Source organism: Streptomyces violaceusniger Tu 4113, assembly GCF_000147815.2.
GTDB lineage: Bacteria > Actinomycetota > Actinomycetes > Streptomycetales > Streptomycetaceae > Streptomyces > Streptomyces violaceusniger_A.
On the sequence record NC_015957.1, the window covers coordinates 8384274 to 8410106 of the forward strand.

Sequence of the window (25833 nt, forward strand, 5' to 3'; positions counted from 1 at the left end):
AGCCGTAGCGATGACGCACGTCAGTCCTGCGCAGAAGCAGTCCGAGAAGGCCCTCTACGGGGGCACGAGCTCCCGCCGCATCACCGTCCGTGACATCGCGGCCGCCAAGGAGCGCGCCGAGAAGTGGCCGATGCTCACCGCCTACGACGCGATGACCGCGTCCGTCTTCGACCAGGCGGGCATCCCGGTGCTGCTGGTCGGCGACTCGATGGGCAACTGCCACCTGGGCTATGAGTCCACCGTCCCCGTCACCATGGACGAGATCGCGCTGCTCTCCGCCGCCGTGGTCCGCGGCACCCGGCGTGCCCTCGTCGTCGGCGATCTGCCCTTCGGCTCGTACCAGGAGGGCCCGGTGCAGGCGCTGCGCAACGCCACCCGCCTGGTCAAGGAGGCGGGCGTGGGCGCCGTGAAGCTGGAGGGCGGGGAGCGCTCCGCCCAGCAGATCGAGCTGCTGGTCCAGTCCGGCATCCCGGTCATGGCGCATGTGGGCCTGACCCCGCAGTCCGTCAACGCCTACGGCGGCTACCCGGTCCAGGGGCGCGGCGAGGAGGCGGCCCAGCAACTGCTGCGGGACGCCAAGGCGGTCCAGGACGCGGGCGCCTTCGCGGTCGTCCTGGAGCTGGTTCCGGCCGAACTGGCCGCCGAGGTGACCCGCTCGCTGCACATCCCCACCATCGGCATCGGCGCCGGGTCCGAGTGCGACGCCCAGGTCCTGGTGTGGACGGACATGGCGGGCATGACGGACGGCCGGGTGCCGCGCTTCGTCAAGCAGTACGCACAGTTGCGCCAGGGCCTGGGCGACGCGGCACGGGCCTTCGCGGAGGACGTCGTCGGCGGGGCCTACCCGGCCGAGGAGCACTCCTTCCACTAGGCACCACGGGCCACCAGGCACGACGAGTCACTGGCCACCAGCCACCACGAGCCACTGCGGTACAACGACAGCCCGCCGATCTTCCCCCGTCGGCGGGCTGTCTGCCGCCTGTCGGCGGTCTGTCGGTGACGGCTGTCATCCTGGGCGCATGACGCGGGAACAGAGGATCAGGGACGGCAACGCCGTCGAAGTTCGGGGGCTGGTCAAGCACTTCGGTGACACCAAGGCCGTCGACGGAGTGGATCTGGACGTGCCGGAGGGCACCGTCCTGGGTGTGCTGGGCCCCAATGGCGCCGGTAAGACGACACTTGTCCGCTGTCTGTCCACCCTGCTGGTGCCGGACGCCGGCACCGCGGTGGTGGCCGGGTACGACGTGGTGCGCCAGCCCCGGCAGTTGCGCCGCACCATCGGGCTGACCGGGCAGTACGCCTCGGTCGACGAGAAGCTCCCCGGCTGGGAGAACCTCTACATGATCGGGCGGCTGCTCGATCTCTCCCGCAAGGAGGCCCGTGCGCGGGCGGACGCCCTGCTCGAGCGGTTCTCGCTCACCGAGGCCGGCAAGCGGCGCGTGCGCACCTACTCCGGCGGTATGCGCCGCCGGCTCGACCTGGCCGCGTCCATGATCGGCCGGCCCTCGGTGCTCTATCTGGACGAGCCGACCACCGGTCTGGACCCACACTCCCGTAACGAGGTGTGGGACGAGGTCAGGCGGATGGTCACTGAAGGGGCCACCGTGCTGCTCACCACCCAGTACATGGAGGAGGCCGAGCAGCTCGCCGACAACCTGACGGTGATCGACCGGGGCAGGGTCATCGCCGAGGGCCGGGTGCACGAGCTCAAGGCCAAGATCGGCGGCCGCACCCTGCAGATCCGCCCGTCCGACCCCGGCGAGGTGCACCGCATGGTCGGCGCCATCACCCAGGCGGGTCTCGACGGTATCGGCGGCGCGACCGCCGACGTGCAGGATGGCCAGGTCAGTGTGCCCATCGCCAGCGACGAGCAGCTCACCGCCCTGATCGGTCTGCTCAGTGAGCGCGGTTTCGCGATCGCCGGGATCGACACCACTATGCCCAGCCTGGACGAGGTCTTCCTGGCCATCACCGGCCACAAGGCGTCCGCACCGCAGGGCAACAAGACGCTGGAAGAGGTCACCGCGTGAGTACGGCCACGATGACCGCGCCCGTGCGGGGAAAGAGCGACGGCCGGATCGGCCCCCGCGCCAATCTGCGCCACATCGGCGCCCTGGTGCGGCGGAACGCCCTGCAGATCAGGTACGAACCGTTCGCGATGTTCGACGCCCTGGCGATGCCGATCGTCTTCGCGCTGCTGTTCACCTATGTCTTCGGCGGCGCGATGACGGGCGGCAACCGCTCCGAGTACGTCAACTACTTCATCCCCGGCCTCATGGCGATGGGCGGGCTCAACATCGCGATGTCGATCGGCACCGGCGTCAATGACGACTTCAACAAGGGCGTCATGGACCGCTTCCGGACGCTGCCGATCGCCCGCTCCTCGGTGCTGATCGCCAAGCTGGTCGTGGAGAGCGGCCGGATGCTGGTGTCCACGCTCATCCTGCTGATCATGGGCTTCATCATGGGCTTCGAGCTCAAGACCGGCCCGCTGGAGCTGCTGGCCGCGGTGGCCCTGGCCGTGCTCTTCGGATCCTCGCTGACCTGGATCTTCATGCTGCTGGGCATGTCGCTGCCCAACCCGCAGGCGGTCAGCGGCATGGGTTTCCTGGTGATAATGCCCCTGCAGTTCGGCTCGTCCATCTTCGCGCCGACCGCCACCATGCCGGGCTGGCTGCGGTCCTTCACCGAGTACAACCCGCTGTCCCGGCTCGCCGACGCCGCACGGGCGCTGACCAGCGGCCATGGCGCGATAGCCGAGCCGGTGACGGTGACCATGATCTGGGCGGTGGGCATCACGGTGCTCATGGCGCCGCTCGCGGTGCGCAAGTTCCGCAACAAGACGACCTGACGGTCCACGGTCTCGAGCCACCGGCCGGGCGCGCCCTACGGGGGGGCGCCCGGCCGGTCGTCGTCCCGCCCCTCCCGGTGCTTCCCGACCTGCTCACCGACCTGCTCACCGACCCGCTCACCGACCCGCTCAGACCAGTGCGATGGCCTCGCCCAGGGTGAGGCCGCCGCCCTCGGCGTGGGTCCGCTCGTACGCGGCGTCCCCGAGCTCGGCCCGCGCCGCGGCCTCCGTCCACTCCCGGCGCGTCCGCTCACCGGCGGAGATCCGGTACTGCTGGGGCTTGCGCAGCGTGTCGTACGCCCCCAGCAGCCGCGCCGCGGCCACGGCCCGCTCCGGGCCGCCGAGGCCGCTCAGCGCCTCGGCGGCGGTCAGCAGATGGGTCACCGGGATGAACGGCGCGACCATCTCCGTCATCCGGCCGGTGGTCTTCGCCAGCGCGCCGCGCACGGTCGCCAGGGCGTCGCCCGGCCGTCCCTCCAGCAGGTCCAGCCAGGCCAGCAGCCCCTCCACCATGCCCTCGAACATCCGCAGCGCCCGGTGCTCGAACTCCCCGTGCATGGTGACCAGAAGGGTCCGCGCCTCCGCGAGGCGGCCGGTGGTTCCGTAGCGCTGCGCCAGATGGATCCGGGCGTACGACAGCGCCTCGGCGCCCGCGTGCTGCCCCTGCTCGACCACCTCGCGCAGCATCCGCTCGCCCTCGGTGGCCTTCTCCTCGTCCCCGAACTCCACGAACAGCCCGGCCAGCCGGGACCGGAGGAACAGCACCTGATCATGGGCCCCGAGCTCCTGGGCGCAGCGGATCGCCGCGCGGTAGTCCGCGGCCGCGGCCGCGCCCTCGCCGCGCTTCTCCCAGGTCTCGCCGCGCCCGGCCAGCGCCTCCGCCTCGCCCCATACGTCACCGAGCCTGCGGAAGATCTCCAGGCTTTCGTCGGCGTCGCGGGTCGCGCCCTGGTGCTCGCCGCTCGGCTCCCGGTGGAACTTGGCCCGTAGCTGGAGGGTGAACGCCAGCTCCCATGCGTAGTCCAGCTCCCGGCAGGCGCGCACCGCCTCGTCGGCCATCTCCCGCAGCAGGACGAAGTCCGCCTTGAGGATCACCGCGAAGAACCACAGGATGCCCGGGAGACGGCAGGTCTGGGGCAGCCCCGGCCGGTAGGCGGCGACGATGCCCTCCAGCTCGCGCTGGGTTTCGTCGTCCGCCATGGCCTGGAGGTCGCCGTCGATGTTGGCCAGCGCGTACAGCCGCACTCCCCGCCGCGCCTCCGCCAGCAGCTCGGGCTCCAACGGCGGCGGGGCGGCCGTGCAACTGACGTACAGCGGCGGCGCGGGGACCACGGGCGATGCGAAGGGGCTCGGCCCGAGGCCGGCCGCGGCGTTCGCCCACTGGCGGGCCTCGCCGCGGTGGCCGCGCAGATGCCAGAACCAGCCGAGCGAGAGCACCAGGCACAGCGCCTCCTGCTCCTCGCGGGCGGCCACGGCCCGGCGCAGCGCGGTGCGCAGATTCTCGTGCTCCGTCTCCAGCCGGACCAGCCAGTGACGCTGTGCGGGGCCGCGCAGCAGCGGATCGGCGGTACGTGCCAACTCCCGGTAGGCGACCAGATGGCGCTGTTCGACCGCGGCCCGCTCGCCGGACTCGTCCAGCCGCTCCGCCGCGTACTCGGCGACGGTCTCCAGCAGCCGGTACCGCATCTCCCCGTCCGCCCCGGGCTCCGGTCCGGGCGCGGTGACGACCAGCGATTTATCGACAAGGGAGCCGAGCAGCGCGGCCACGTCCCGGGGCTCCACGGTCCCGGTGTGGTGTTCGTTTTCCGCGATTTTCTCGTCGTCGCCGCGCACCGGCTCGGCCGCGTCCGCGCACACCGCCTCCGCCTCGGTCAGACCGCAGCCTCCCGCGAAGACGGACAGCCGGGCGAGCACGGTGCGTTCGGGGGCATCGAGCAGGTCCCAGGACCAGTCGACGACCGCTCGCAGGGTCTGCTGGCGGGGCAGCGCCGTACGGCTGCCGCTGGTCAGGAGACGGAAGCGGTCGTCGAGGCGGTCGGCGAGCTGCCGTGGGGTGAGCAGCCGCAGCCGCGCGGCGGCCAGTTCGATCGCCAGAGGCAGTCCGTCGAGGCGCCGGCAGATCTCGGCGCACGCGGCCGGGTCGTCCTCCGTACGGAAACCGGGCAAGGCCGTCGCGCCCCGGTCCTGGAGCAGCCGCAGCGCGACGGGGTCGGGCAGCGGCTCCACGGGACGCACCAACTCGCCCGGGACGGCGAGGGGTTCGCGGCTGGTGGCCAGGATGGTGACCCCGGGGCACTGGGCGAGCAGGGACTCGGCGAGGTGGGCCGCGGCCGCGACGAGGTGTTCGCAGTTGTCGAGCACGATCAGCATCCGGCGCGGGGCGCAGTGCTCGATGAGCCGGGCGCGCGGATCGCGCACGGCCGGGTCGGTCGCGGCGCGCAGCCCCTCGGGCGACGTGCCGAGGAGGACCGTCTCGCGCCCCCCGACCGCGCTGAGCACCGTCTCCGGAACGGTCTCGGGGTCGTCGACGGGCGCGAGCTCGGCCATCCACACTCCGTCCGGCCAGTCGGGCGCGAACGATTCGGCGGCCTCCTGCGACAGCCGCGTCTTCCCGGCGCCGCCGGGCCCGAGGAGGGTGATCAGCCGGTGACCGGCCAGATCGCCGCGCAAGGTCGCCAGATCGGCCTCGCGGCCGACGAAGCTGGTCAGCCGGGCCCGCAGATTGCCACCGCCGCCACGAGCGGGGGCGGGCGCGGGGCGCGGCGGAACGGGGCCGGGCGGTACGGGAGAGCCCTCATCGGCCGCCGCCAGCAGCTCGGCGTACAGCCCCCGCAGCTCCGGCCCCGGATCGGCGCCCAGCCGCTCGGCGATCTCCGTACGGATCACCTCGTACGCGGCCAGCGCCTCCGCCACCCGGCCCACGTCCCGCAGCGCCCTGATGCGCAGCGCGTGCAGCGGCTCGTCCAGCGGGTGGCCGTCGCAGAGCCCGGTGAGCGCGGGGAGGGCCTGGGCGGGGCGGCCGAGGGCGAGGTCGGCGGCGAGCCGGGCGCGCCGTGCGTCCAGCCGTCGCGCCCCGGCGCGGGCGGCGGGCGCGGTGGCGTCGGGCAGATCGCTGAGCGCAGGCCCGCGCCACAGCGCGAGGGCGGCGTCGAGCAGATCGACGGCCTTGGCCGGATCGCCGTCGGCGAGGGCGTGGGCGCCCTCCTCCGCCAGCCGTTCGAAGCGGTGCAGATCGACGTCGTCGGGGTCGGCGGTCAGCCGGTACCCGCCTGGCACGGACTCCACGGCGTCCTTGCCGAGCGCCCGCCGCAGCCGTCCGACCAGCGCCTGCAGCGCGCCGTGCCCGTCGGCGGGCAGATCGGTGACCCAGATCTCCCCGATCAGCGCCCCGGTGGTCCGCGCCTGCCCGGGCGCCAGCGCGAGCGCCGCCAGCAGCGCACGCAGCCGCGCCCCGCCGACGTCCACGGGGGTTCCGTCGTCGTGGCGGGCCTGGGTGGTGCCGAGGATGCCGTAGCGCACGGCCCCATTCTGATGGATGCCGGTCACCCCGCCGACCGCGCCTGCCCCGGCCGTTCTCCCGTTGACCCCGGCCCGGCCATTCTCCCGTTTCCGGGGCCCGGCCGTTCCCCCCGTTTTCCTTGGCCCGGCGGTTCTCCTGGTTACCCTGGCCCGGCGGTTCTCCCGTTTACCCTGGCCCGGAACTCCGCGCCCCCTGTTCGACGTTTCCCCCTCAGCGCTCACCAGCCCGTATGGAGACCCCACTCGATGACCACCGCCATCAGCCGCCGCGAGCGGCGCATCAGCCCCGTCTTCCTCGGACTGTTCGCGATCATGGTCGTGTCCGCGTGGGCGGTGTGGACGGAGTACTCCGCGAGCCCCGGCTTCGCCGTCTTCCTGTTCGTCGTCTCCGGCTGGGTCGTCTCGCTGTGCCTGCATGAGTACGCCCATGCGCGCACCGCGCTGCACGGCGGGGATCTGTCGATCGGCGCGAAGGGCTATCTGACCCTCAACCCGCTGAAGTACACGCATGTGGCGCTGAGCATCGTGCTGCCCGTGGTCTTCGTGATCATGGGCGGGATCGGGCTGCCGGGCGGGGCGGTGTTCATCGAGCGGCACCGGATCCAGGGCCGCTGGAAGCACAGCCTGATCTCGGCCGCGGGCCCGCTGACGAACGTGCTGTTCGCGGCCGCGCTGACCGCCCCGTTCTGGCTCGACGCCACGGACCAGGTGCCGGAGCTCTTCCGCTTCGCACTCGCCTTCCTGGCGTTGCTGCAGGTCACGGCGGCGATCCTGAACTTCCTGCCGGTCCCGGGCCTGGACGGATACGGGGTGATCGAGCCCTGGCTGTCGCACCGCATCCGGCGCCAGGTCGAGCCGTACGCGCCGTTCGGGCTGCTCGCGGTCTTCGGGATCCTGTGGATACCCGAGGTCAACCAGGCGTTCTTCGGCGCGATCGACGCGGTGATGCGGGCCCTGGGCGTATCGGAGTGGGACACCTACTGGGGCCAGGAGTTCTTCCGCTTCTGGCAGGGCGAGCCCGATATCCCCCGCCTCGGCTACTAGGGTCTGTCCGGTGGCCTCAGTTCGTGGCGCCCGTGCTCTCCCGGTCGGCCGCGCGGTCGGCCCGGGCCTTGCGGACGTAGTACCAGGCCATATTGGACGAGAGACCGGCGATCAGGATCCAGATGATCCCGAGCCAGCTCCCCCGCGCGAAGGACACGACCGCCGCGGCGATCGCGAGGACGCAGACGGCCAGGGTGCAGAGGGCGAGGCGGGGCATGGGGTCGGCTCCTGTCGGGGGGCGTGGCACTCCCCCACATTGTCCCCCATGCACCGCCGGAGGGGCGGGGCGCCCCGGATGTGCCGGTCGGGCGGCGGCACCCTCAGACGTCGGTGACGCGCAGGCCCGCATGGGCCTTGTAGCGGCGGTTGACCGAGATCAGGTTGGCCACCAGGGACTCCACCTGGTGGGCGTTGCGCAGCCGGCCCGCGAAGACGCCGCGCATGCCGGGGATGCGGGCCGCGAGCGCCTGGACCAGGTCGGTGTCGGCGCGCGACTCGCCCAGGACCATCACATCGGTGTCGATCTGCTCGACGTCGGGGTCCTGCAGCAGCACGGCCGAGAGGTGGTGGAAGGCCGCGGTGACCCGGGAGTCCGGCAGCAGGGCGGCGGCCTGCTCGGCGGCGCTGCCCTCCTCCGGCGTCAGGGCGTACGCGCCCTTCTTGTCGAAGCCCAGCGGGTTGACGCAGTCGATGACCAGCTTGCCGCTGAGCTCCTCGCGCAGCGAGTCCAGCGTCTTGGCGTGGCCGTCCCATGGGACCGCGACGATGACGATGTCGCTGCGGCGCGAGCACTCGGCGTTGTCCGCGCCCTCGATGCCGAGCTCCGCGCCGCCCAGCTCCCGCGCCGCGGTCTGCGCGCGCTCGGCGGCGCGCGAGCCGATGATCACCTTCTGGCCGGCCCTGGCCAGCCGGTAGGCGAGGCCGCGGCCCTGGTCGCCGGTGCCGCCCAGGACGCCGACGGTCAGGCCGGACACATCGGGGAGGTCCCAGGGGTCCTTGGCGGGTGCCTTCTTCGCGGGGGCGTCGGACGCGGAGTTCGGGGCGTCAGGAGTAGTCATGACAGTGATCCTGTCACGCACCGCGGCCACCTTCATGGTGACGTCTCTTACGCTTTGACACTCCCCTCCGTCAGCCCTGTGCGCCAGTACCGCTGGAGTACGCCCATCAGCACCATCAGCGGCAGGACGGACAGGAACGCCCCGCCGACCGTGTACTGGTACAGCTCCGGCTGCCGGTCCGCGTACCCCTGCCAGGACGTCAGACCGAGCTGGATCGGGTAGAGATCGGAGTCGGAGAGCATGACCAGCGGCAGAAAGAAGTTGTTCCAGATGTGCACGAACTGGAACAGGAAGACGGTGACCAGCGCCGGGGTCATCAGCCGCAGCCCCAGCGTGGAAAAGATCCGGGCCTCCCCCGCGCCGTCGATCCGCGCCGCCTCCAGGAGGGAGTCCGGGACGGCGGCGGCCGCGTAGATCCGGCACAGATAGACCCCGAAGGGGCTGACGATGCTGGGGATCAGCACGGCCCAGTAGGTGTTGGCCAGGCCGATCTCGCTGAAGAGGAGATAGAGCGGGAGGGCGAGCGCCGTGCCCGGGATCAGCACTCCGGCCAGGATGACGTTGAAGATGCCCTCCCGGCCGGGGAAGCGGAACTTGGCCAGGGCGTAGCCGGCGGCGGCCGCCAGCAGGGTGGCGGCGAGCGCGCCGACGCCCGCGTACATCAGGCTGTTGGCGAACCACCGGACGTAGATGCCGTCGTCGTAGGTGAGCACCCGGTGCAGATAGTCGAGCGGGTGCGGGTCGTGGAACCAGAAGCCGAAGGTGCCGAAGAGATCGCTGCTGGACTTGGTGGAGGAGACGACGAGCCAGTAGACGGGGGTCAGGAAGTAGATGGCGGCGACGGTCAGCAGCGAGACGGTGATGATCCGGTGCCGCAAGGGGGGTGCCGTCCCCTCCCGGCCCCTCGCCGCGCGGCGGCCCGCACCGGGCCGGTCATCGGGCGGGACCGCCTCGGGCCGCCCCTTCCCGGGTGCGGCCTCGTCCGCGGGCTCGCTCGCGACCGCGCCCGCCAGGTCGTTCGCCTCGTTCATCCGTTGTCGCCGTCCTTCCCCCGCTGGCCCACGAGTCTCAGGAATCCGAAGGACAGCACGCAGGCGACGAGGGCGAGCAGGACCGCCTCGGCCGCCGCGATGTGCTGGTTGTTGCTGGTGAACGCCTCGTTGTAGGCCGCCAGATTGGGGGTGTAGCCGGAGTCGATGGAGTTGCTCAGCGGTTTGAGCACCTTGGGTTCGGCGAAGAGCTGCAGGGTGCCGATGAGGCTGAAGACGGTGGTGAGCACGAGCGCGGGCCGGATCAGGGGGAGTTTGATGTGCCGGGCGACCTGCCAGGCATTGGCCCCGTCGATCCGCGCCGCCTCGTACAGCTCTCCGGGTACGGCCTTGAGCTGGGCGATCAGCACCAGCATGTTGTAGCCGGTGAACTGCCAGGTGACGATGTTGGCGATGGACCACAGGACCGCCCCGCGGCCCAGGAAGTCCACGTTCCAGCCCATCGAATCGGCCATCTCCACCAGCGGGCTGATCCCGGGGACGTAGAGGAAGCCCCACAGGATCGACGCGATCACCCCGGGCACGCCGTACGGCAGGAAGAAGGCGGTCCGGAAGAAGCCGACCCAGCGCGCCGAGGCCGCGTCCAGCAGCAGCGCGAGGGCGGTGGCGAAGGCGATCATCAACGGGATCTGGACGGCGCCGAAGAGCAGCACCCGGCCGAAGCCCGCCGTGAACCGGTCGTCCTCCAGGGCGTGGGCGTAGTTGGACAGGCCCGCCCACACCTGCTTGGTCTCCCCGCCGAGGCCGAGCGGCCCGGTGCGCTCGACCTTCAGCAGGCTCTCGTAGAGGGCGTAGGCGATGGGGGCGATGAAGCACAGCAGGAAGAGCGCGAGGAAGGGCAGCAGAAACCCGGACGCCGCCCGGGCGCTGCGTGCCTCGGTCCGGGTGAAGCGGCGGGGGGCTTTGCTCACCCGCCTCACCCGGCCTTCACCTTGAGGCCCTTTTCCTTGAGGTCGGTGATCGTCTCGCCCTGCACCTTCTTCAGCACGGAACGGAAGTCGGACCCGTCCCCGATGGCGGCGGTGAAGGCGTCGCCGAGCCGCTGGTAGAGGGTGTCCGTGGCGGGGCCCCACTTCCAGCTCGTGTCCACGCCCTTGCTCGCCTCGTCGAAGACCTTGCTGTACGCCTGGCCGCCGAAGAAGTCCTTGTGCACATCGAGCTGGGAGGTGGTGTACCCCTGCTTGGCGCCCGGGGTGCCATAGCCGTTCTCGATCAGGAGCTTGATCGACTCCGGGTCGGTGTTGAGCCAGATCGCGAAGGCCAGCGCGTCCTTGGGGTACTTGGTCTTGGCGAAGACCGCGGTGGTGGAGCCGCCCCAGTTGGCGTAGGAGGCGTCGCCCTTCTTCCACTGCGGCATGGGCACCACGCGCCACTTGCCCGCGGTCCCCGGCGCGTTGCCGACCAGCAGGGCGTCGCCCCAACTGGCGCCGAGCCAGGAGGCGATGGAGCCGGTCTGGACGTCCTTGTACCAGGCGTTCTGCCGGTCCGGAATGGTCTTGATGAGCTTCCGCCGGGCCAGCTCGTACCAGTAGTCGGCGACCTTACGGGTCGGCTCGTCGTCGATGGAGACGGTCCAGGTGTCGCCCTCGGTGCCGAACCAGCGCGCCCCGGCCTGCCAGGCCAGCCCCGCGAAGCGGTTGCCGTTGGTGGCCGAGAAGGTCTCGATCCAGGCGCCCTTCTTACGGATCGCCGTGGCCGCCGCCTCGTACTCGTCCCACGTGGTGGGCGGCTCTATGCCCCACTTGTCGAACAGGTCCTGACGGATGAACAGGCCCATCGGACCGGACGCCTGCGGTACGGCGTAGACGGCCTTGCCGAAGACGGACTGCTGCCACTGCCAGCCGACGAACATGTCCTTGTGCTCGGCGACCCCGTACTTGGTCAGATCCAGCAGCCCGTTGTCGACCAGGAAGCTGGGCACGACCGGGTATTCGATCTGGCCGACGTCCGGCGGATTGCCCGCCTTGATGGCGGCGTGCATCTTGGCGTACTGGGCGCCGTCGACGGCCGAGACCTTCTCGACCTTGACCCGCACCTCGGGGTTCTTGCTGTTCCACAGGGCGACGGGCTTGTCGATGCCCGGCACCCAGGACCAGAAGGTCAGGGTGATCTTCTCGCCCTTCTTGCGGCCCTTGGGTTCCCCGCCCCCGTCGTCGTTCGAGCCGCAGCCCGCGAGGGCGAACCCGGCCGCCGCGGCGGCCGCACCGCCGAGGACGGCGCGGCGCGGCGCGCCGGACATCCAGGTGTTCCGGTTTCTTGCGGTATCGCTCATACCAGCTCCTCCATCGGAATGCGCCGGAATGTGATGGTCGAGTAGGCGCTGAAGTCGCCGGTCTCGTAGAGCAGTCCGACCGTGGCGTCGTCGAGTCGGACCAGATCGGAGTAGGCGGCGGGCAGGCCGTTCACGGTGTGCGTGGGCCGCCAGGTGACACCCCCGTCATGGCTCGTACGGACGGTCATCAGCGCCCGGTACGCGGGGTCGGCGGGGCCGGAGAAGAGCAGCGCGTCCGGCTCGCCGAGGTGCAGCGCACTGCCCTCGACCACGGGGGCCACCAGACCGGCCTGCGGCCGGAAGGGGAGGTCCAGGGTGGCGCCGCCGTCGCCGGAGTGGGCGTCGGCGCGGGTGCCGGGCGCGGTCGCGTCGGTGCGGGTGTTGAAGTAGACGCGGCCGTCGGGGAGTTGGGCGGCGGTGGTCTCGTTGACGTTGACGTAGCCATCGGGGTTGTCGTCCACATAGCCGATCCGCCAGGTCGCGCCGTCGTCGTCGCTGAGCAGATCGTGCCCGCCGTTGTACCGCCCCTCGGTGCCGTCGTCGCCGGGGACGGTCGGGGGCAGGGAGTGGTTGGCCGCGACGACGATCCGGCCCGCGTGGGCGCCGTACCGCAGCCGGAGGGCGTGGCCGGGGGTGGTGGCGTACCACCGCCATTCGGGCCGCTTGGTGCTCGCGGTGATCTCGCGGGCCTCGCTCCAGCTCGCGCCGTCGTCATCGCTGTACGTCAGCCACACCCGCCGCCCGTCGGCCGCGCTCACCTCGCCGCGCCGGATCCGGTCCTCGGTGGCGGAGGCGGCGCTGCGGATGTGCACCAGCAGGACGCGGCCGCCATGGGGGCCGCCGTCGAGGACGACGGGGGCCGGATTGCCCGCCGTGCCATCGCCGTTGCGGGCGACGAGCTGTACGGCGCCCCAGGTACGGCCGCCGTCGGCCGACCGCTTGAGCACGAGGTCGATGCGGCCGTAGTCGGCGGAGGAGTCCGCCCGGCCCTCGGCGAAGGCGAGGAGCGTTCCGGCGTGGGTCAGCACCACTGCCGGGATCCGGTAGCTCGCATAGCCCTCGGTGCCCGCCCGGAACGGAACGGACCACTCGTACGAGCGTGCCGCCCCCGTGCCGACTTTCATCAGACCTCCCGATGCCCCGTCGCAATCGAGTGCCGAGTCAGATTAAATGGGACGTAGGACGTCCCTTGTGTGCGGCGACCTTAGGGTTTGCCTTACAGAGCGTCAAGAGACGGCGCATGAACAGCTGGAGACGCGGAGGAGCACCCGCGAACGACGGATACGGACCCGGTCGACGGCATGCCCCCCGCATATGCCCCGAACGAGTGAGCCGGGCCCGAATCGCGCCCGCGGGGCCGCGGGCCGCGGCAGGATGCGGATGCCATGGACGCCGTAAGGGTTGCACTGCTGCGCGAGGTCCTCGCCGGAACCGAATGGCTCCAGGCCACCCGCCGCTTCGCGGGCTCGCTACGGGCCTCGGTCGGACCGCGCGAGGGCGGACTGCTGCTGGTCGGCAGCGAGAGATACGAACCGTGGCATCTGGCCGCGCATCTCGACGACGAGGCGGCCTGGTCCGGACTGCCCGAGCTGTCCCCCACGCTCGTCCGCCACCGGGTGCCGGAGGGCGCCGCCGTCCCCGCGCATCTGGCGGTCGGGCTGGGGCGGCTGGAGCGGGCGGGCCGCGGTGAGACCCTGCTGGTGGTCGCGCCGGGCGACCCCGGGGCCGGGCTGCTGGAGCGGGTGAACGACGCCCGCCGGGGCGGGGCGACCGTGCTCGCCCTCGACGGCGGCGACGCCGGGCTGCACGCCCTGGCCCATGACGCGCTGTCCGCCCCCGAGGCCGGCGAGCTCGACCTGGACACCCTCCAGCACCTGGTCAGCGCGGCCGCCGGAGAGAACAGCCTGCCGCGCCCCGGCCGCCGCCGCTTCCAGGACCGGCTGGCCAGGCTGGCCGACCGCCTCACGGCCCCGCCACCGGCGGGATGGTGAGCCACTGGGCCCCCGCCGCGCTGAACGAAGCCTCGAACCGCCGCGTAAATCGGTTGCCGTGCGATCGGGCGCGGCGGCCGGGGCCGGCCGACCGGTATCGAGCTGCTCTCCTACGCGACCGGCCCCCAACTGGGCCAGGTCCGGGCCGGAACCATGGCCGGGCTCACCGGCGTACGGGCCTCGGTGTGGTCCGGCGGGCTGGCCTGCGTGGCCTCGGTCGGCCTGCTGGCGCTGGCGCTGCCCCGGCTGATGAGCTACGACGCCCGGACGGACGAACACGCCCGCCGGGCGCGTGAGTCCATTGAGTTCCGTGAGTCCCGTGAGTTCCGCACCACGCCTGGCTGACCCCCCGGCGCCCCGGGCCGGGGCCTCGGGGCAGGGGCCTCAGCGCGCCGCCGGGGGCTCGTCGTCCCGCCAGCGGGGGTCGTTCTGCCACTCCTCGTTGCGCTCGCGGGCGGTTTCCATCGCGTGGGCGGCCTCCTCCGGGGAGGCGTAAGGACCGAGGCGGTCGGCGGCGCGGCACTCCGGGCCCTCTTCGACCTTCTGGTGCCGGATGCAGTAGTACCACTCACCGGGCTTGCCGGCGGTTCCCCTCTTGAACAGCGCCATTCCGGCCTCCGGCCTCCGCTCGTTCCCCACTGGCCCGAAGGGCCCTTGCCGCCATGCTGCCCCATGCGCCGCCGATACACTCGCTGACATGTCTGGCCAGTCGCTTCTAGTCCCGGGGTCGCTCTCCCCCATCCGCCCCGTCCCCGCCTCGATCGCGCGTCCGGAGTACGTCGGCAAGGCGAGTCCGACGCCTTATGACGGGCCCGAGGTGCAGGACGCCGAGACGATCGAGCGCATGCGGATCGCGGGGCGTATCGCCGCACGGGCGATGGAGGAGGCCGCCAAGCTGATCGCGCCGGGGGTCACCACGGACGAGCTGGACCGGGTGGCCCATGAGTACATGTGCGACCACGGCGCGTACCCCTCGACGCTGGGCTACCGCGGGTTCCCCAAGTCGCTGTGCAGCTCGGTCAACGAGGTCATCTGCCACGGCATCCCGGACACCACCGTCCTCCAGGACGGCGACATCGTGAACCTCGACGTCACCGCCTTCATCGGCGGGGTGCACGGGGACAACAACGCCACGTATCTGTGCGGTGAGGTGGACGAGGAGTCGCGGCTGCTCGTCGAGCGCACCCGGGAGTCCCTCAACCGCGCGATCAAGGCCGTCAAGCCGGGCCGCCGGATCAACATCATCGGCCGGGTCATCGAGTCGTACGCCAAGCGCTTCGACTACGGCGTGGTCCGCGACTTCACGGGCCACGGGATCAACTCCTCGTTCCACTCCGGCCTGATCGTGCCGCACTACGACAGCCCGCACCACACCACCGAGATCAAGCCGGGGATGACCTTCACCATCGAGCCGATGCTGACGCTCGGCACCTATGAGTACGACATGTGGGAGGACGGCTGGACCGTGGTCACCAAGGACCGTAAGCGGACGGCGCAGTTCGAGCACACACTGGTGGTGACGGAGACCGGGGCGGAGATCCTCACCCTGCAGTAGCGGGCGGGCCGGTTCACCGAATGTCCTGTGCCGGGGGCCGATTCTTCGGCGGCCGTTTTACCGACAGCCTGTCGGGAAAGCTATTGACGTAGGCAGCGGCCTCTACTTAGGTAAGGCTCACCTGCACACCTCGGCCCCCGGAGGTCCACCGTGGAGTTCTCCGCCCTGATCCGCACCGCCTCACGGGAAGCACACACGGACGTCGGGAGCTCGTCGTTCATGACCGATCTGCTCGGCGGGCGGCTGGGCGTGGCGGCCTACCGCCGCTACTCCGAGCAGCTCTGGTTCGTCTACCGCGCCCTGGAGACCCCGGCCGACGCGCTCGCGGCGGACCCGTGGCGGGCCCATTCCTCCGGCCGGAGCTGGCCCGGATGGCCGAGCTGGAGCGCGATCTGGCCCACCTCGGCGGCCCGGACTGGCGCACCGGCCTCACCGCGCTGCCCGCCACGACGGCGTACGCGGCGCGGGTGGCCGAGTGCGCCCGTGACTGGCCGGCGGGCTATGTCGCCCACCACTACACCCGCTATATGGGCGATCTCTCCGGCGGCCAGTACGTGCGGGACACGGCGGAGAAGACCTGGGGCTTCGCCCGCAAGGGTGACGGGGTGCGGTTCTACGTCTTCGAGTCGATCAGCAACCCCGCCGCCTTCAAGCGGGAGTACCGCGCGCTGCTGGACGCACTGCCGATGGACGATCTGGAGAAGCAGCGCGTCGTGGAGGAGTGCAAGCGCGCGTACGCGCTGAACGCGGGGATCTTCCAGGAGCTGGCCGAGGAGTTCCGGCTCAGCGCCTGAGACACCGCAGGCGCAAAGCCCGAGACACCGCAGGCGCAAAGCCTGAGACACCGCAGGCGCGAAGCCCGCGCCCACCGGGCAGGAGGGATCGGTGAGCGCGGGCGACCGGTGCGGCGGATCCGTCAGGACCCGCCGGGTGCGGCCGCGTCGATGCGCCGGCGGGTGGCGACGAAGGCGGCCGCCGTACCGACCGCGACCATGGCTCCGGCCCCGCCCAGCAGCGCCCCGGTGCGGAGGTCCGCGCCAGTGGTGGCGAGGGAGCCGGTGCCACCGGCCGTGTCCCCGCCGGTGACGGCGCCGCCGCCGGTGGTGGACCCTCCGGAGTCCGTGCCGCCTGAATCGCCCGCGCCGCCCGTACCACCCGTACCGCCCGAGTCGCCTCCGCCGGTGCCGCCGGGCGATCTGCGCCACCAGGAGCTGGTCCTGAGGGTGTGCCGGAAGCGGTCCGCCGCGGGGGACGCGGTGGTAGTGGCCCTGGACGACCTGCCGCCGGCCGCCGCGTACGCGGACCGGGCCGCCGTTCCGCTCGAGGGCCGGATCGCGGCGGAGGGGGCGCCCTCGGAGGTCTTCGACGCCGCGCCGCCGTCCCGGGTCCACCGGCAGCCGGTGGAGGTGCCCCCCCTCCCCGCACCGGGGAGCGGATCGTGCTGCCGCTGCGCGACCGGTCGGCGGGGCGGCCCGTGCCGCCGGAAGTGCCGCGCCCATGAGAGGCGTGCGTCACCTTCTCGCACCTCGCTCACCTCCGAACCGGATCAAATCAGCCGTCTTGGCCAAACCTTTGCCATTCGCAGGTCACTCCTTGACCTTGCGCTGGATCCACACAGGCAAGCCTCAGTTAAGTTAGGGCGGCCTTATCCGACGTCCGCTGTCCGCCCTGTCCTGATTCCGTCTGGAGCCCGTATGCGAGCCGCTCGCACCTCCGTTGTCGCCGCGATATCGGCGCTGGCGACAATCACCGCCGTCGCCGGCTGCGCCCAGAAGTCCGACGCCAAGGGCTCGGACGCCGTGCAGGTCACCGCCTCCGACGACGCGTGCGAGGTCTCCAAGACCTCCTTCCCCGCCGGGCATGTGAAGCTCGCGGTGGAGAACAAGGGCTCCAAGGTGACCGAGGTGTACGTCTACGCCCCGGGGGACCGGATCGTCACCGAGCGGGAGAACATCGGGCCCGGCACCTCCGCCTCGATCAGCGCCGAGATCAAGGCCGGTTCGTACGAGATCACCTGCAAGCCTGGGATGAAGGGCCACGGCATCCGCCAGAAGGTGTCCGCCACCGGCAAGGGCGCGGTGGCCAAGCGCGATCCGCGGCTGGACAAGGCGGTGGCCGCGTACCGCGCCTACGTCCAGCAGCAGGCCGACGAGACCCTCCCCGTGGCGCAGAAGTTCGCCGACGCGGTCAAGAAGGACGACCTCGAGGGCGCCAAGAAGCTCTACGCCCCCTCGCGCGTCGGCTGGGAGCGCACCGAACCGGTCGCCGAGTCCTTCGGCGACATCGATCCCAAGGTCGATGTGCGCGAGGACGGTCTGGAGAAGGGCCAGAAGTGGACCGGCTGGCACCGGCTGGAGAAGTCGCTGTGGCAGACCAAGAAGATCACCGCGGCCGACCACGACCTCGCCGACCAGCTCATCAAGGACCTGAAGGACTGGCAGAAGCGCGTCGGCACCGCCGACATCACCCCCACCGGCATGGCCAACGGCGCCAAGGAGCTGCTGGACGAGGTGCAGACCGGCAAGGTCACCGGTGAGGAGGAGCGCTACAGCCACACCGACCTGCTGGACTTCGAGGGCAATGTCGAGGGCGCCGAGACCTCGTACAAGCTGCTCAAGCCGGTCGCGTCCACCAACGACCCGGAGCTGGCCAAGGAGCTGGACAAGCAGTTCGCGGCTGTCGTGAAGCTGCTGGACAAGTACCGCGAGGGCGAGGGCTTCGTGTCGTACGACACCGTCACGGAGACCCAGCGCAAGGAACTGTCCGACGCGGTCAACGCGCTGGCCGAGCCGCTCTCCCGGCTCGCCGCCGCCGTCGTCACCAAGTGAGGGAGCCGGGCATGACCGACGAGACCGGCACCGCTCCCTCGCGCCGGGCGCTGATCGGCTGGGGAGGCGCCGGGCTCGCGCTCGGCGCCGCGGCCGCAGGCGGCGCGGCGGCCGCGCTGAGCGGCGGTGCGGACGACACCCAGGCGGTCGCCGACAGCGGCGCCGCGGTGCCCTTCTACGGGGCGCACCAGGCGGGGATCGCCACGGCGGTGCAGGACCGGCTGCACTTCGCGGCGTTCGACGTCACCACCGACGACCGCGCCGCGCTGATCGCGCTGCTGAAGGAGTGGACGAAGGCGGCGGCCCGGATGACCCAGGGGCATGCGGTCGGCGGCGGCGCGGTGAGCGATCTGGCGGAGGCCCCGCCGGACGACACCGGCGAGGCGCTGGGCCTCAAGGCGTCCCGGCTCACCCTCACCATCGGCTTCGGGCCCACGCTCTTCAAGGACAAGAAGGGCAAGGACCGCTTCGGCATCGCCGACCGCCGCCCCGAGGCGCTGATCGACCTGCCCGCCTTCCCCGGCGACAATCTCGACGCGGCGCGCAGCGACGGCGATCTGTGTGTGCAGGCGTGCGCGGACGACCCGCAGGTGGCCGTGCACGCCATCCGCAACCTGGCCCGGATCGGCATGGGCAAGGTGGCCATCCGCTGGTCGCAGCTTGGCTTCGGCAAGACGTCCTCGACCACGCCTGACGCGCAGACACCGCGCAACATGATGGGCTTCAAGGACGGCACCCGGAACATCGCGGGCACCGACACCGCCGCCCTGGAGAAGCATGTGTGGGTGAGCGGGAAGGCGGGCCCGGCGTGGCTGGCCGGCGGTTCGTACCTGGTGGCGCGCCGCATCCGGATGCACATCGAGACCTGGGACCGCACCTCGCTCAAGGAGCAGGAGGACGTCTTCGGCCGGGACAAGGGCGAGGGCGCGCCGCAGGGCAGGCAGCATGAGCGCGACGAGCCGAATCTGAAGGCGATGCTGCCCACCGCGCATGTCCGGCTCGCGCATCCGGACTCCAACGGCGGGGTGCGGATCCTGCGCCGCGGCTACTCCTTCACCGATGGCACGGACGGTCTGGGGCGGCTGGACGCGGGGCTGTTCTTCCTCGCCTACCAGCACGACGTACGGGACGGGTTCGTGCCGGTGCAGCGGCGGCTGGCGCGCACGGACGCGCTCAACGAGTACATCCAGCACGTGGGTTCGGCGCTCTTCGCGGTCCCGCCGGGCGTCCGGGACGCGGACGACTGGTGGGGCAGGGCGCTGTTCTCCTGACGGGCTGTTCTCCCCACGGACTCCACCCACAGGATCCCTCGACAAGGAAGGCGAACCCCGTGTTCGGCAATTACCTGATCGGTCTGCGCGAAGGGCTGGAAGCCAGCCTGGTGGTGTGCATCCTGATCGCCTATCTGGTCAAGACCGAGCGCCGGGACGCGCTGCGCCCGGTGTGGCTCGGGGTCGCCGTCGCGGTGCTGCTGAGCATGTCCTTCGGCGCGGCACTGGAGTTCGGCTCGCAGGAGCTGACCTTCGAGGCGAAGGAGGCGCTGGGCGGCTCGCTGTCGGTCCTGTCGGTGGGCCTGGTGACCTGGATGGTGTTCTGGATGCGGCGCACCGCCCGCCATCTGAAGTCCGAGCTGCACAGCAAGCTGGACGCGGCGCTCGCGATGGGCACCGGGGCGCTGGTGGCCACGGCCTTCTTCGCGGTGGGCCGGGAGGGCCTGGAGACCGCGCTGTTCGTGTGGACGGCGGTGCGGGCGAGCAACGACGGTACGGCGGATCCGCTGATCGGTGTGGTCCTGGGCCTGATCACCGCGGTGGCGCTGGGCTGGCTGTTCTACCGGGGCGCGCTCAGGATCAACCTGGCGAAGTTCTTCACCTGGACGGGCGCGATGCTGGTCGTGGTGGCCGCGGGGGTGCTCGCGTACGGCTTCCACGATCTGCAGGAGGCCGACTGGCTGCCCGGGCTGCACTCGCTGGCCTTCGACATCAGCTCCACCATCGCGCCGGACTCCTGGTACGGCACGCTGCTCAAGGGCGTCTTCAACTTCCAGCCGGACCCGACCTGGCTTCAGGTGTCGATGTGGGCGCTCTATCTGGTCCCCACGCTCGCGCTGTTCCTGCGTCCCGGTAGGGTGTCGCCGTCCACAGCAGCCCCCAGGAATCGGGAGCAGGAGCCCCATGACACGCAGGCCGCCCCGTCGGCAGATGACAGTCCCGACCGCAGCGGCGGTACTGACGCTGGGGATGACGCTGACGGGGTGCATGACGGTCCACGGCGAGCGGGAGAACATTCCGTCGGTGGACAAGGCTGAGGCACCCAAGGCGCTCGAGCAGTTCACCGACGCGTACAACAAGGCGTACCGGGAGCTGGATCCGGCGGTGGCGAGCCAGGTGGAGGCGGGCCCGCTGGAGGCCATCACCACCGCCGACCTCAAGGCCCAGCACGCGAGCTCCCCGAACGGCAACCCCAAGTACCCGGCGCTGGAGCTGTCCGACGTCACCTACCGCATCCCCAAGCAGGTGGGCTGGCCGAAGTTCTTCGTCGCGGACACCGACAGCAACCGCGACGACAACCGCTGGCTGTTCGTCTTCACCCGCGGCGGTGCGGACGAGCCGTGGAAGGCCGCGTATCTGTCGATCCTCAGCCAGGACGAGGTGCCGGACTTCGCGACCGACAAGGACGGCTGGGCCAAGCCGGTCCCGACGGAGGGGCCGACCCCGAAGCTGGCGACCCGGCCGGACAAGCTGAGCGCGGAGTACACCGACTACCTGATGACGGGCGAGGGCTCGGTCTTCGCCGACGGCCAGTCGACCTCGGGGCTGCGGGACACCCGGAGGAAGTTCCTGCGCACCCCGAAGTTCTGGACGGAGTACATCGACAGCCCGGCGCAGGGCGCGCAGGACGCCCCGGTGGGGCTGCGCACCTCGGACGGCGGGGCCATCGTGTTCTTCTCCTCGCACCACCGGCAGAAGCAGACGATGGCGAAGGGCTTCCGGCCCAACCCGGATCCGCAGATCAAGGCGCTGATGACGGGCGAGGCGAAGAAGGCGGTGACGCTGACGAGGGTCTCGGAGTCGGCGGTGCGGGTCCCCGCCAAGGATGCGGCGGACCCGAAGGTGGTCTTCCTCAACCGCCTGGAAGGCGTAACCGCGGCAAAGGGCGAGTAGGCATAGTTGTGGGCACTCGTCCCTCCCCCGGGCTACCGCTGGGAAGGTGCCCGGCGGGACGGGTGGGCACAACCAGGCCACCGGCCCGCACCCGACAACGAAGCCGCAAGGGCTACCGCCCTATGGGCCAAGCAGCCGATTCGTGCTCCTGATCCTCGCCCACGAACTGCGCACAAGCATCGGTGAGCGTCTCCAGCAGCGTCAGCGGATCCGGCAGCGGCCGCTCCGGCCCGAGCAGCCACCCCACATGGCCATCCCCCGGCAACTTCGCGGGCGGCATCAGCGCATAGCTGCCCCGGCAATGCCACCGCAGCCCCGGATGCTCGTCCATCGTCTCCGGGTGGCAGTCCAGCTCACAGGGCCACCACTCGTCCTCGTCATCCGGCGTGCCCCGGGTGGCGGTGAAGAACAGCATCCGCCCCTGCTGGAGATCGCCGCTGCTCGTGGCCACGGGCCCGACCTCGACCTCGGCCGCGCCCAGCCGCTCCAAGGCCAGCCGCCCGGCGTCCACGGGTACGTCGAGCACGTCGTGGACCATGCCGGTGGCGGTGATGAAGTTGGCCTGCGGATCGGCGCGCAGCCACTGCGCGACCTTGTCCGGGTCGGTGGTCGCCTGGGTCTGCCAGGCGAACGAGACGGGGTGGCGGCCCGGAGTGGGACACCCGATGCGGTCACAGGAACAGCCGTAGCCGGAGGGATGGGCGGCCGGCGCGAGCGGGAATCCCGCCGCCGCGGCGGCCATGAGCAGGTCCTCGCGAACGCCGCCGGCGCCCGCTCCCGTGTCGTGGTCGCCGCCCGCTCCGCTCCTCGGCCGACGCAGCCACTGGGAGAACCTGCCCTTGCGTTCCATCTACCGCCTCGCTTCACCGCCGGTACCGGCGGTGCGGCCGGTACCCGATCAATGCTGCCACCATCCTGCTCCGGAAGTGGCCGGTGTCCGCATCCGGGGTGGGTGAGACCACCTCGACCGGGTGTCGATATCAGGGCATACGCGTCATCGCGCCCCTAGCGTTCCTTCTATGATCAGCAGGCATTTTCTGACCGCCGTCGTGGTGCTCGGCCTCTCCATACCGGCGGCCGTCGCGGCCCACCCCATCGCTCGTCCGTCCGTACGACGTCTCATCCCCCCGGCCGGCGAACCGGCGCGGCTCCAGCCCGCGCTCACGGCGCCGTCGGCCGGCAAGCCCGCCGTCGTCTACACCGCGCACCGCGGCGGCGCCCTGGAAGTGCCCGAGAACAGCATGTCCGGGCTGGCCAGCGCCTTCAGCCGGCATGACGCCCAGGTCCTCGACTTCGACACCCGCATGCTGCGCGACGGCACGCTCGTGGTGATGCACGACGCGACGCTGGACCGCACCACCGACCGGACCGGGCCCGTACGGGCTCTGACCGCCGCGCAGTGGCGGGGCGTCCGGCTGCGCCCCGACCCCTCCCTGCGCGGCACCTGGCGGCCCGAGCGGCCGCCCACCGTCGCCGAGGCGCTGGACCGGTTCGGCGGCCGGATCACCTTGATGGTGGAGGCCAAGGACCCCGAGAGCCTGCCGCGGCTGGCGCGGATGATCCGCGACCGGGGTCTGACCCACTCCGTCTACGTCAACAGCAACCGCCCCGAGGTGGCCCGCGAGGCGCACCGTAAGGGGCTGACGACCCAGCTATGGCGGTCCGCCCGGCAGATGCGCACCGACACCCCGCGCGACTGGCGCGGGGTCGTCGACCTGCTGGACGTCGACTACCGGGCGCGCGATAAGGATGTGCGGCGGGCCGTCGCCTCCGGGATACCGCGGGTCTGGGCGCACACCGTGGACACCCCGGCGCAGCGGGACCGGATGCTGCGGCTGGGGTGCGACGGCATCATCACGGACGCACCGGCCCTGCTGGTCTCCACGCCCGTACGAACGCCGCGGGCGCCCAGCGGAAGGTGAGCGACAGCCGACGGCGGTGGGTGAACGGGGCCGACCAGCGGCCCGGCCCGGGCGACAAGGGTGGCCCCGGGGACAGCGGACCGCGCGAGAGGTACCCGGCTCAGGCGGCGAGGAGCCCCCTCCTGGGCAACGGACCCCGCGAGAGGCCCCCGGCCCTGGGCGGCGGGCGTGGCCCCCGGCCCTGGGCGGCGGGCGTGGCCCCCGGCCCTGGGCGGCGGGCGTGGCCCGGCCCTGGGCGGCGGGCGTGGCCCGGCCCTTGCCCGCCCCCCGCCCGAGCGGCGGGGGTGGCCCCTTCCCGCCGGTAGAATCCGCCGAATGCACGCCCCCGACGCCGCCCTTACCGACGAGACCCCGCAGACCGCGCTCGCCGGCCTGCTCGACGGTCTGCCGCCCCGCCAGGCGGCCCAGGCGGTCGATCGGCTGATCGGCCACTACCGGGGGCGCACCCCGACCGACGCGCCGGTGCTGCGCGACCGCTCCGACGTCGCCGCCTACGCCGCGTACCGGATGCCCGCGACCTTCGAGGCCGCGCGCGCCGCCCTCGCCGCCTTCCGCGCCCGCACGCCCGCCTGGGCCCCGGCCACGCATATCGACATCGGCGGCGGTACGGGCGCGGCGAGCTGGGCGGTGGCCGCCACCTGGCCGCGCGACGGGCACACCACCACCGTCCTGGACTGGGCCGAGCCCGCGCTGGCCCTCGGCCGCGAGCTGGCCGGGCAGGCGCCCTCCGAGGCGCTGCGCACCGCCCGCTGGCAGCGCCGGGCCATCGGCGACGGGCTCGCACTGCCGGACGGGACCGACCTGGTCACCGTCAGTTATGTGCTGGGCGAGCTGACCGAGGCCGACCGGAAGGCCGTGGTGGCCGAGGCGGCACGCGCGGCCCAGGCCGTGGTGCTGATCGAACCGGGCACCCCGGACGGCTATCTGCGGATCCGCGAGGCGCGGGACCGGCTGCTGGCGGCCGGGCTGCGCATCGTCGCCCCCTGCCCGCACGGCGCGGCCTGCCCGATCGAGCCCGGCACCGACTGGTGCCACTTCGCCACCCGAGTCCGCCGCTCCTCCCTCCACCGGCAGGTCAAGGGCGGCTCGCTGCCCTACGAGGACGAGAAGTTCAGCTATGTCGCGGCCGTACGGTTCGACGCCGCGCCCGCCGGGGCACGGGTGGTGCGCCGCCCGCAGATCCGCAAGGGCCAGGTGCTGCTGGACCTGTGCGCCCCGGAGGCGGGGCTGGGCCGCACCACGGTGACCAAGCGTCAGGGGCCGCTGTACCGGGCCGCCCGCGATGTGTCCTGGGGCGACGTCTGGCCGCCGGAGGAATCCAGCCCCTCCGGCCGGTAACGCAATCAAGCCCCTCCGGCGTTTGAGGAGCGGGGTCCGGGGCGGAGCCCCGGCGGGGGTCGAGGGGGCGGAGCCCCGCCCCACGCGGCGGAGCCGCAAATCGATGCTGCGGGAAGGGGCGGGGAGGGGACAGATCCGCCGGACACCCCGTAAGACGCCGCACGGCCCGGGAAGACCAGGAACCCGTGAACCCCAGGAGCCCGTGAACCCCAGCGACCCCGGGCCCTCTCACCCCACCGCCCGCGCCAGCGCCGTCCCCGCCGCCGCCCGGGGCCCACTGTCCCCAGAGCGGCGCCGCGGATGCACGGTCGTGGCGAGCAGCACCAGATAGACCCCGCGGGCCCGGTCCACGACCAGGCTCGTCCCGGTGAACCCGGTGTGCCCCGCGGCGCCGCCCCCCGCCAACTCGCCCATGAACCACGGCTGGTCGACCTCGAAGCCCAGCCCCGGCGCGGTCAGCATCAGCTCGGTGGACTCCGGCGACAGCATGCGCCCGCCACCGGCCAGCAGCGCCCGGCACAGCACCGCCAGGTCCCCGGCGGTCGAGAAGATCCCGGCATGGCCCGCGACCCCGCCCAGCGCCCACGCGTTCTCGTCGTGCACGACGCCTCGCAGCATCCCCCGGTCCACCTTGCCCCAGGGCCGTCGCTGGTCCTCGGTGGCCGCGATCCGGGGCAGCCAGGAGGCGGGAGGGTTGAAGCGGGTGTCGGCCATGCCCAGCGGGCCGGTGACCGTCTCCTGGACGAGCCGGTCCAGCCCACGCCCCGCGGTCCGCTCCAGCACCCGCTGCAGCAGCAGGAAGTTGAGGTCGGAGTAGCGGCGGGCGGTGCCGGGCGGGGTGACCGGCGGCTCGGCCGCGAGCCGGGCCAGCCGCCGCTCCACCCCGTCCTCCTCGTACAGCGGGAGTTCCGGAATCAGCCCCGAGGTGTGGGTGAGCAGGTGCCGCACCGTGATGCCGTGCTCTGCGGCGGCCGTGCACTCCGGGGCGTACGCGGCGACCCGCCCGTCCAGCGTGATCAGCCCGCGCTCCACGGCCCGCAGCGCCACGATCGTGGTGCACAGCTTGGTGAGCGAGGCGAGGTCGAAGAGGGTGTCGCGGCGCACCGGCGCCCACCGCTCGCGCGGCAGCTCCACGCCCCGGTCGGCCCGCTCGTCGTACGCCGTGTAGCGCACCGCCCAGCCGAAGGACTCCTCGGCCAGCGGGCCCGATGTGGTCCCGGCGGCCAGTGCCACCCCCGAACA

General features: G+C 72.0%; 22 protein-coding genes and 3 pseudogenes. 15 read left to right on the plus strand and 10 right to left on the minus strand.

The window, feature by feature from the left end; all coding sequences use genetic code 11:
• Positions 1-10 precede the first annotated feature (10 nt).
• From panB to STRVI_RS34315, 3 genes are all read left to right on the plus strand, one after another.
• Positions 11-871, plus strand: a complete 861-nt coding sequence (gene panB, locus STRVI_RS34305; RefSeq protein ID WP_014060167.1) for a 3-methyl-2-oxobutanoate hydroxymethyltransferase — start codon at positions 11-13, stop codon at positions 869-871.
• A gap of 148 nt (positions 872-1019) precedes the next feature.
• Positions 1020-2030 (plus strand): ATP-binding cassette domain-containing protein, encoded by a 1011-nt coding sequence (locus tag STRVI_RS34310; RefSeq protein WP_014060168.1) that lies wholly within the window; start codon positions 1020-1022, stop codon positions 2028-2030.
• Positions 2027-2851 carry an ABC transporter permease gene (locus STRVI_RS34315; protein WP_043236986.1) on the plus strand — a complete coding sequence of 275 codons (825 nt, stop codon included), beginning with the start codon at positions 2027-2029 and terminating at the stop codon, positions 2849-2851. The genes STRVI_RS34310 and STRVI_RS34315 overlap by 4 nt, the downstream gene beginning before the upstream one ends.
• A 129-nt stretch (positions 2852-2980) precedes the next feature.
• Here the strand turns inward: STRVI_RS34315 and STRVI_RS34320 are convergent, their stop codons facing one another.
• Positions 2981-6370, minus strand: coding sequence for an ATP-binding protein (locus STRVI_RS34320; protein ID WP_043240730.1), 3390 nt, complete (start codon positions 6368-6370; stop codon positions 2981-2983).
• 246 nt (positions 6371-6616) lie between these two features.
• Here STRVI_RS34320 and STRVI_RS34325 point away from each other — a divergent pair, with 246 nt between their 5' ends.
• On the plus strand, positions 6617-7414 hold the full coding sequence (locus tag STRVI_RS34325) for a site-2 protease family protein (protein WP_014060171.1): 798 nt from the start codon (positions 6617-6619) through the stop codon (positions 7412-7414).
• A 16-nt stretch (positions 7415-7430) separates the two neighbouring features.
• On the opposite strand, the gene STRVI_RS34330 is transcribed toward STRVI_RS34325, so the two are convergent.
• The 6 genes from STRVI_RS34330 to STRVI_RS34355 form a co-directional block, all read right to left on the minus strand.
• Positions 7431-7631 (minus strand): hypothetical protein, encoded by a 201-nt coding sequence (locus STRVI_RS34330; protein ID WP_014060172.1) that lies wholly within the window; start codon positions 7629-7631, stop codon positions 7431-7433.
• 103 nt (positions 7632-7734) lie between these two features.
• On the minus strand, positions 7735-8472 hold the full coding sequence (gene npdG, locus STRVI_RS34335; protein WP_043240735.1) for an NADPH-dependent F420 reductase: 738 nt from the start codon (positions 8470-8472) through the stop codon (positions 7735-7737).
• A 47-nt stretch (positions 8473-8519) separates the two neighbouring features.
• Positions 8520-9503 (minus strand): carbohydrate ABC transporter permease, encoded by a 984-nt coding sequence (locus tag STRVI_RS34340; protein WP_014060174.1) that lies wholly within the window; start codon positions 9501-9503, stop codon positions 8520-8522.
• Positions 9500-10441, minus strand: coding sequence for a carbohydrate ABC transporter permease (locus STRVI_RS34345; RefSeq protein WP_014060175.1), 942 nt, complete (start codon positions 10439-10441; stop codon positions 9500-9502). Before STRVI_RS34345 ends, STRVI_RS34340 begins: the two co-directional genes overlap by 4 nt.
• Positions 10438-11793, minus strand: coding sequence for an ABC transporter substrate-binding protein (locus STRVI_RS34350; protein WP_014060176.1), 1356 nt, complete (start codon positions 11791-11793; stop codon positions 10438-10440). Before STRVI_RS34350 ends, STRVI_RS34345 begins: the two co-directional genes overlap by 4 nt.
• Positions 11790-12917: a sialidase family protein gene (locus STRVI_RS34355; RefSeq protein WP_014060177.1), complete on the minus strand. Its 1128-nt coding sequence runs from the start codon at positions 12915-12917 to the stop codon at positions 11790-11792. The genes STRVI_RS34350 and STRVI_RS34355 overlap by 4 nt, the downstream gene beginning before the upstream one ends.
• Positions 12918-13178: 261 nt before the next feature.
• On the opposite strand from STRVI_RS34355, the gene STRVI_RS34360 reads away from it, so the two are divergent.
• Positions 13179-13784 carry a hypothetical protein gene (locus STRVI_RS34360; protein WP_014060178.1) on the plus strand — a complete coding sequence of 202 codons (606 nt, stop codon included), beginning with the start codon at positions 13179-13181 and terminating at the stop codon, positions 13782-13784.
• Positions 13785-13862: 78 nt separating this feature from the next.
• Positions 13863-14129: pseudogene (locus tag STRVI_RS34365) on the plus strand (MFS transporter); the annotation flags it as partial.
• A 39-nt stretch (positions 14130-14168) separates the two neighbouring features.
• Here STRVI_RS34365 and STRVI_RS34370 read toward each other — a convergent pair.
• Positions 14169-14393 carry a hypothetical protein gene (locus tag STRVI_RS34370; protein WP_014060179.1) on the minus strand — a complete coding sequence of 75 codons (225 nt, stop codon included), beginning with the start codon at positions 14391-14393 and terminating at the stop codon, positions 14169-14171.
• Positions 14394-14481: 88 nt separating this feature from the next.
• On the opposite strand from STRVI_RS34370, the gene map reads away from it, so the two are divergent.
• From map to STRVI_RS34405, 7 genes and pseudogenes are all read left to right on the plus strand, one after another.
• Complete coding sequence (map, locus tag STRVI_RS34375) at positions 14482-15339, plus strand: type I methionyl aminopeptidase (RefSeq protein WP_014060180.1); 858 nt, start codon at positions 14482-14484, stop codon at positions 15337-15339.
• Between the two features lie 150 nt (positions 15340-15489).
• Positions 15490-16133 (plus strand): annotated as a pseudogene (locus tag STRVI_RS34380) (heme oxygenase (biliverdin-producing)).
• 384 nt (positions 16134-16517) lie between these two features.
• A pseudogene (locus tag STRVI_RS56525) lies at positions 16518-16840 on the plus strand (hemin ABC transporter ATP-binding protein); the annotation flags it as partial.
• A 193-nt stretch (positions 16841-17033) separates the two neighbouring features.
• Positions 17034-18167, plus strand: coding sequence for an iron uptake system protein EfeO (gene efeO / locus STRVI_RS34390; protein ID WP_014060181.1), 1134 nt, complete (start codon positions 17034-17036; stop codon positions 18165-18167).
• Between the two features lie 11 nt (positions 18168-18178).
• A complete protein-coding gene (gene efeB, locus STRVI_RS34395) occupies positions 18179-19438 on the plus strand; it encodes an iron uptake transporter deferrochelatase/peroxidase subunit (RefSeq protein WP_014060182.1) in 1260 nt (419 codons plus the stop codon).
• Between the two features lie 59 nt (positions 19439-19497).
• On the plus strand, positions 19498-20475 hold the full coding sequence (gene efeU, locus STRVI_RS34400; RefSeq protein ID WP_014060183.1) for an iron uptake transporter permease EfeU: 978 nt from the start codon (positions 19498-19500) through the stop codon (positions 20473-20475).
• On the plus strand, positions 20426-21331 hold the full coding sequence (locus STRVI_RS34405; RefSeq protein WP_014060184.1) for a hypothetical protein: 906 nt from the start codon (positions 20426-20428) through the stop codon (positions 21329-21331). Before efeU ends, STRVI_RS34405 begins: the two co-directional genes overlap by 50 nt.
• Before the next feature lie 112 nt (positions 21332-21443).
• Here STRVI_RS34405 and STRVI_RS34410 read toward each other — a convergent pair whose 3' ends face one another.
• On the minus strand, positions 21444-22181 hold the full coding sequence (locus tag STRVI_RS34410; RefSeq protein WP_014060185.1) for a bifunctional DNA primase/polymerase: 738 nt from the start codon (positions 22179-22181) through the stop codon (positions 21444-21446).
• A 169-nt stretch (positions 22182-22350) separates the two neighbouring features.
• Between STRVI_RS34410 and STRVI_RS34415 the strand changes: the two genes are divergently transcribed.
• Both STRVI_RS34415 and STRVI_RS34420 read left to right on the plus strand, forming a co-directional pair.
• Positions 22351-23253 (plus strand): glycerophosphodiester phosphodiesterase, encoded by a 903-nt coding sequence (locus STRVI_RS34415; RefSeq protein WP_014060186.1) that lies wholly within the window; start codon positions 22351-22353, stop codon positions 23251-23253.
• A gap of 315 nt (positions 23254-23568) precedes the next feature.
• A complete protein-coding gene (locus STRVI_RS34420; protein ID WP_014060187.1) occupies positions 23569-24591 on the plus strand; it encodes a small ribosomal subunit Rsm22 family protein in 1023 nt (340 codons plus the stop codon).
• Between the two features lie 228 nt (positions 24592-24819).
• On the opposite strand, the gene STRVI_RS34425 is transcribed toward STRVI_RS34420, so the two are convergent.
• Positions 24820-25824, minus strand: coding sequence for a serine hydrolase domain-containing protein (locus STRVI_RS34425; protein WP_014060188.1), 1005 nt, complete (start codon positions 25822-25824; stop codon positions 24820-24822).
• Between the last annotated feature and the right edge of the window lie 9 nt (positions 25825-25833).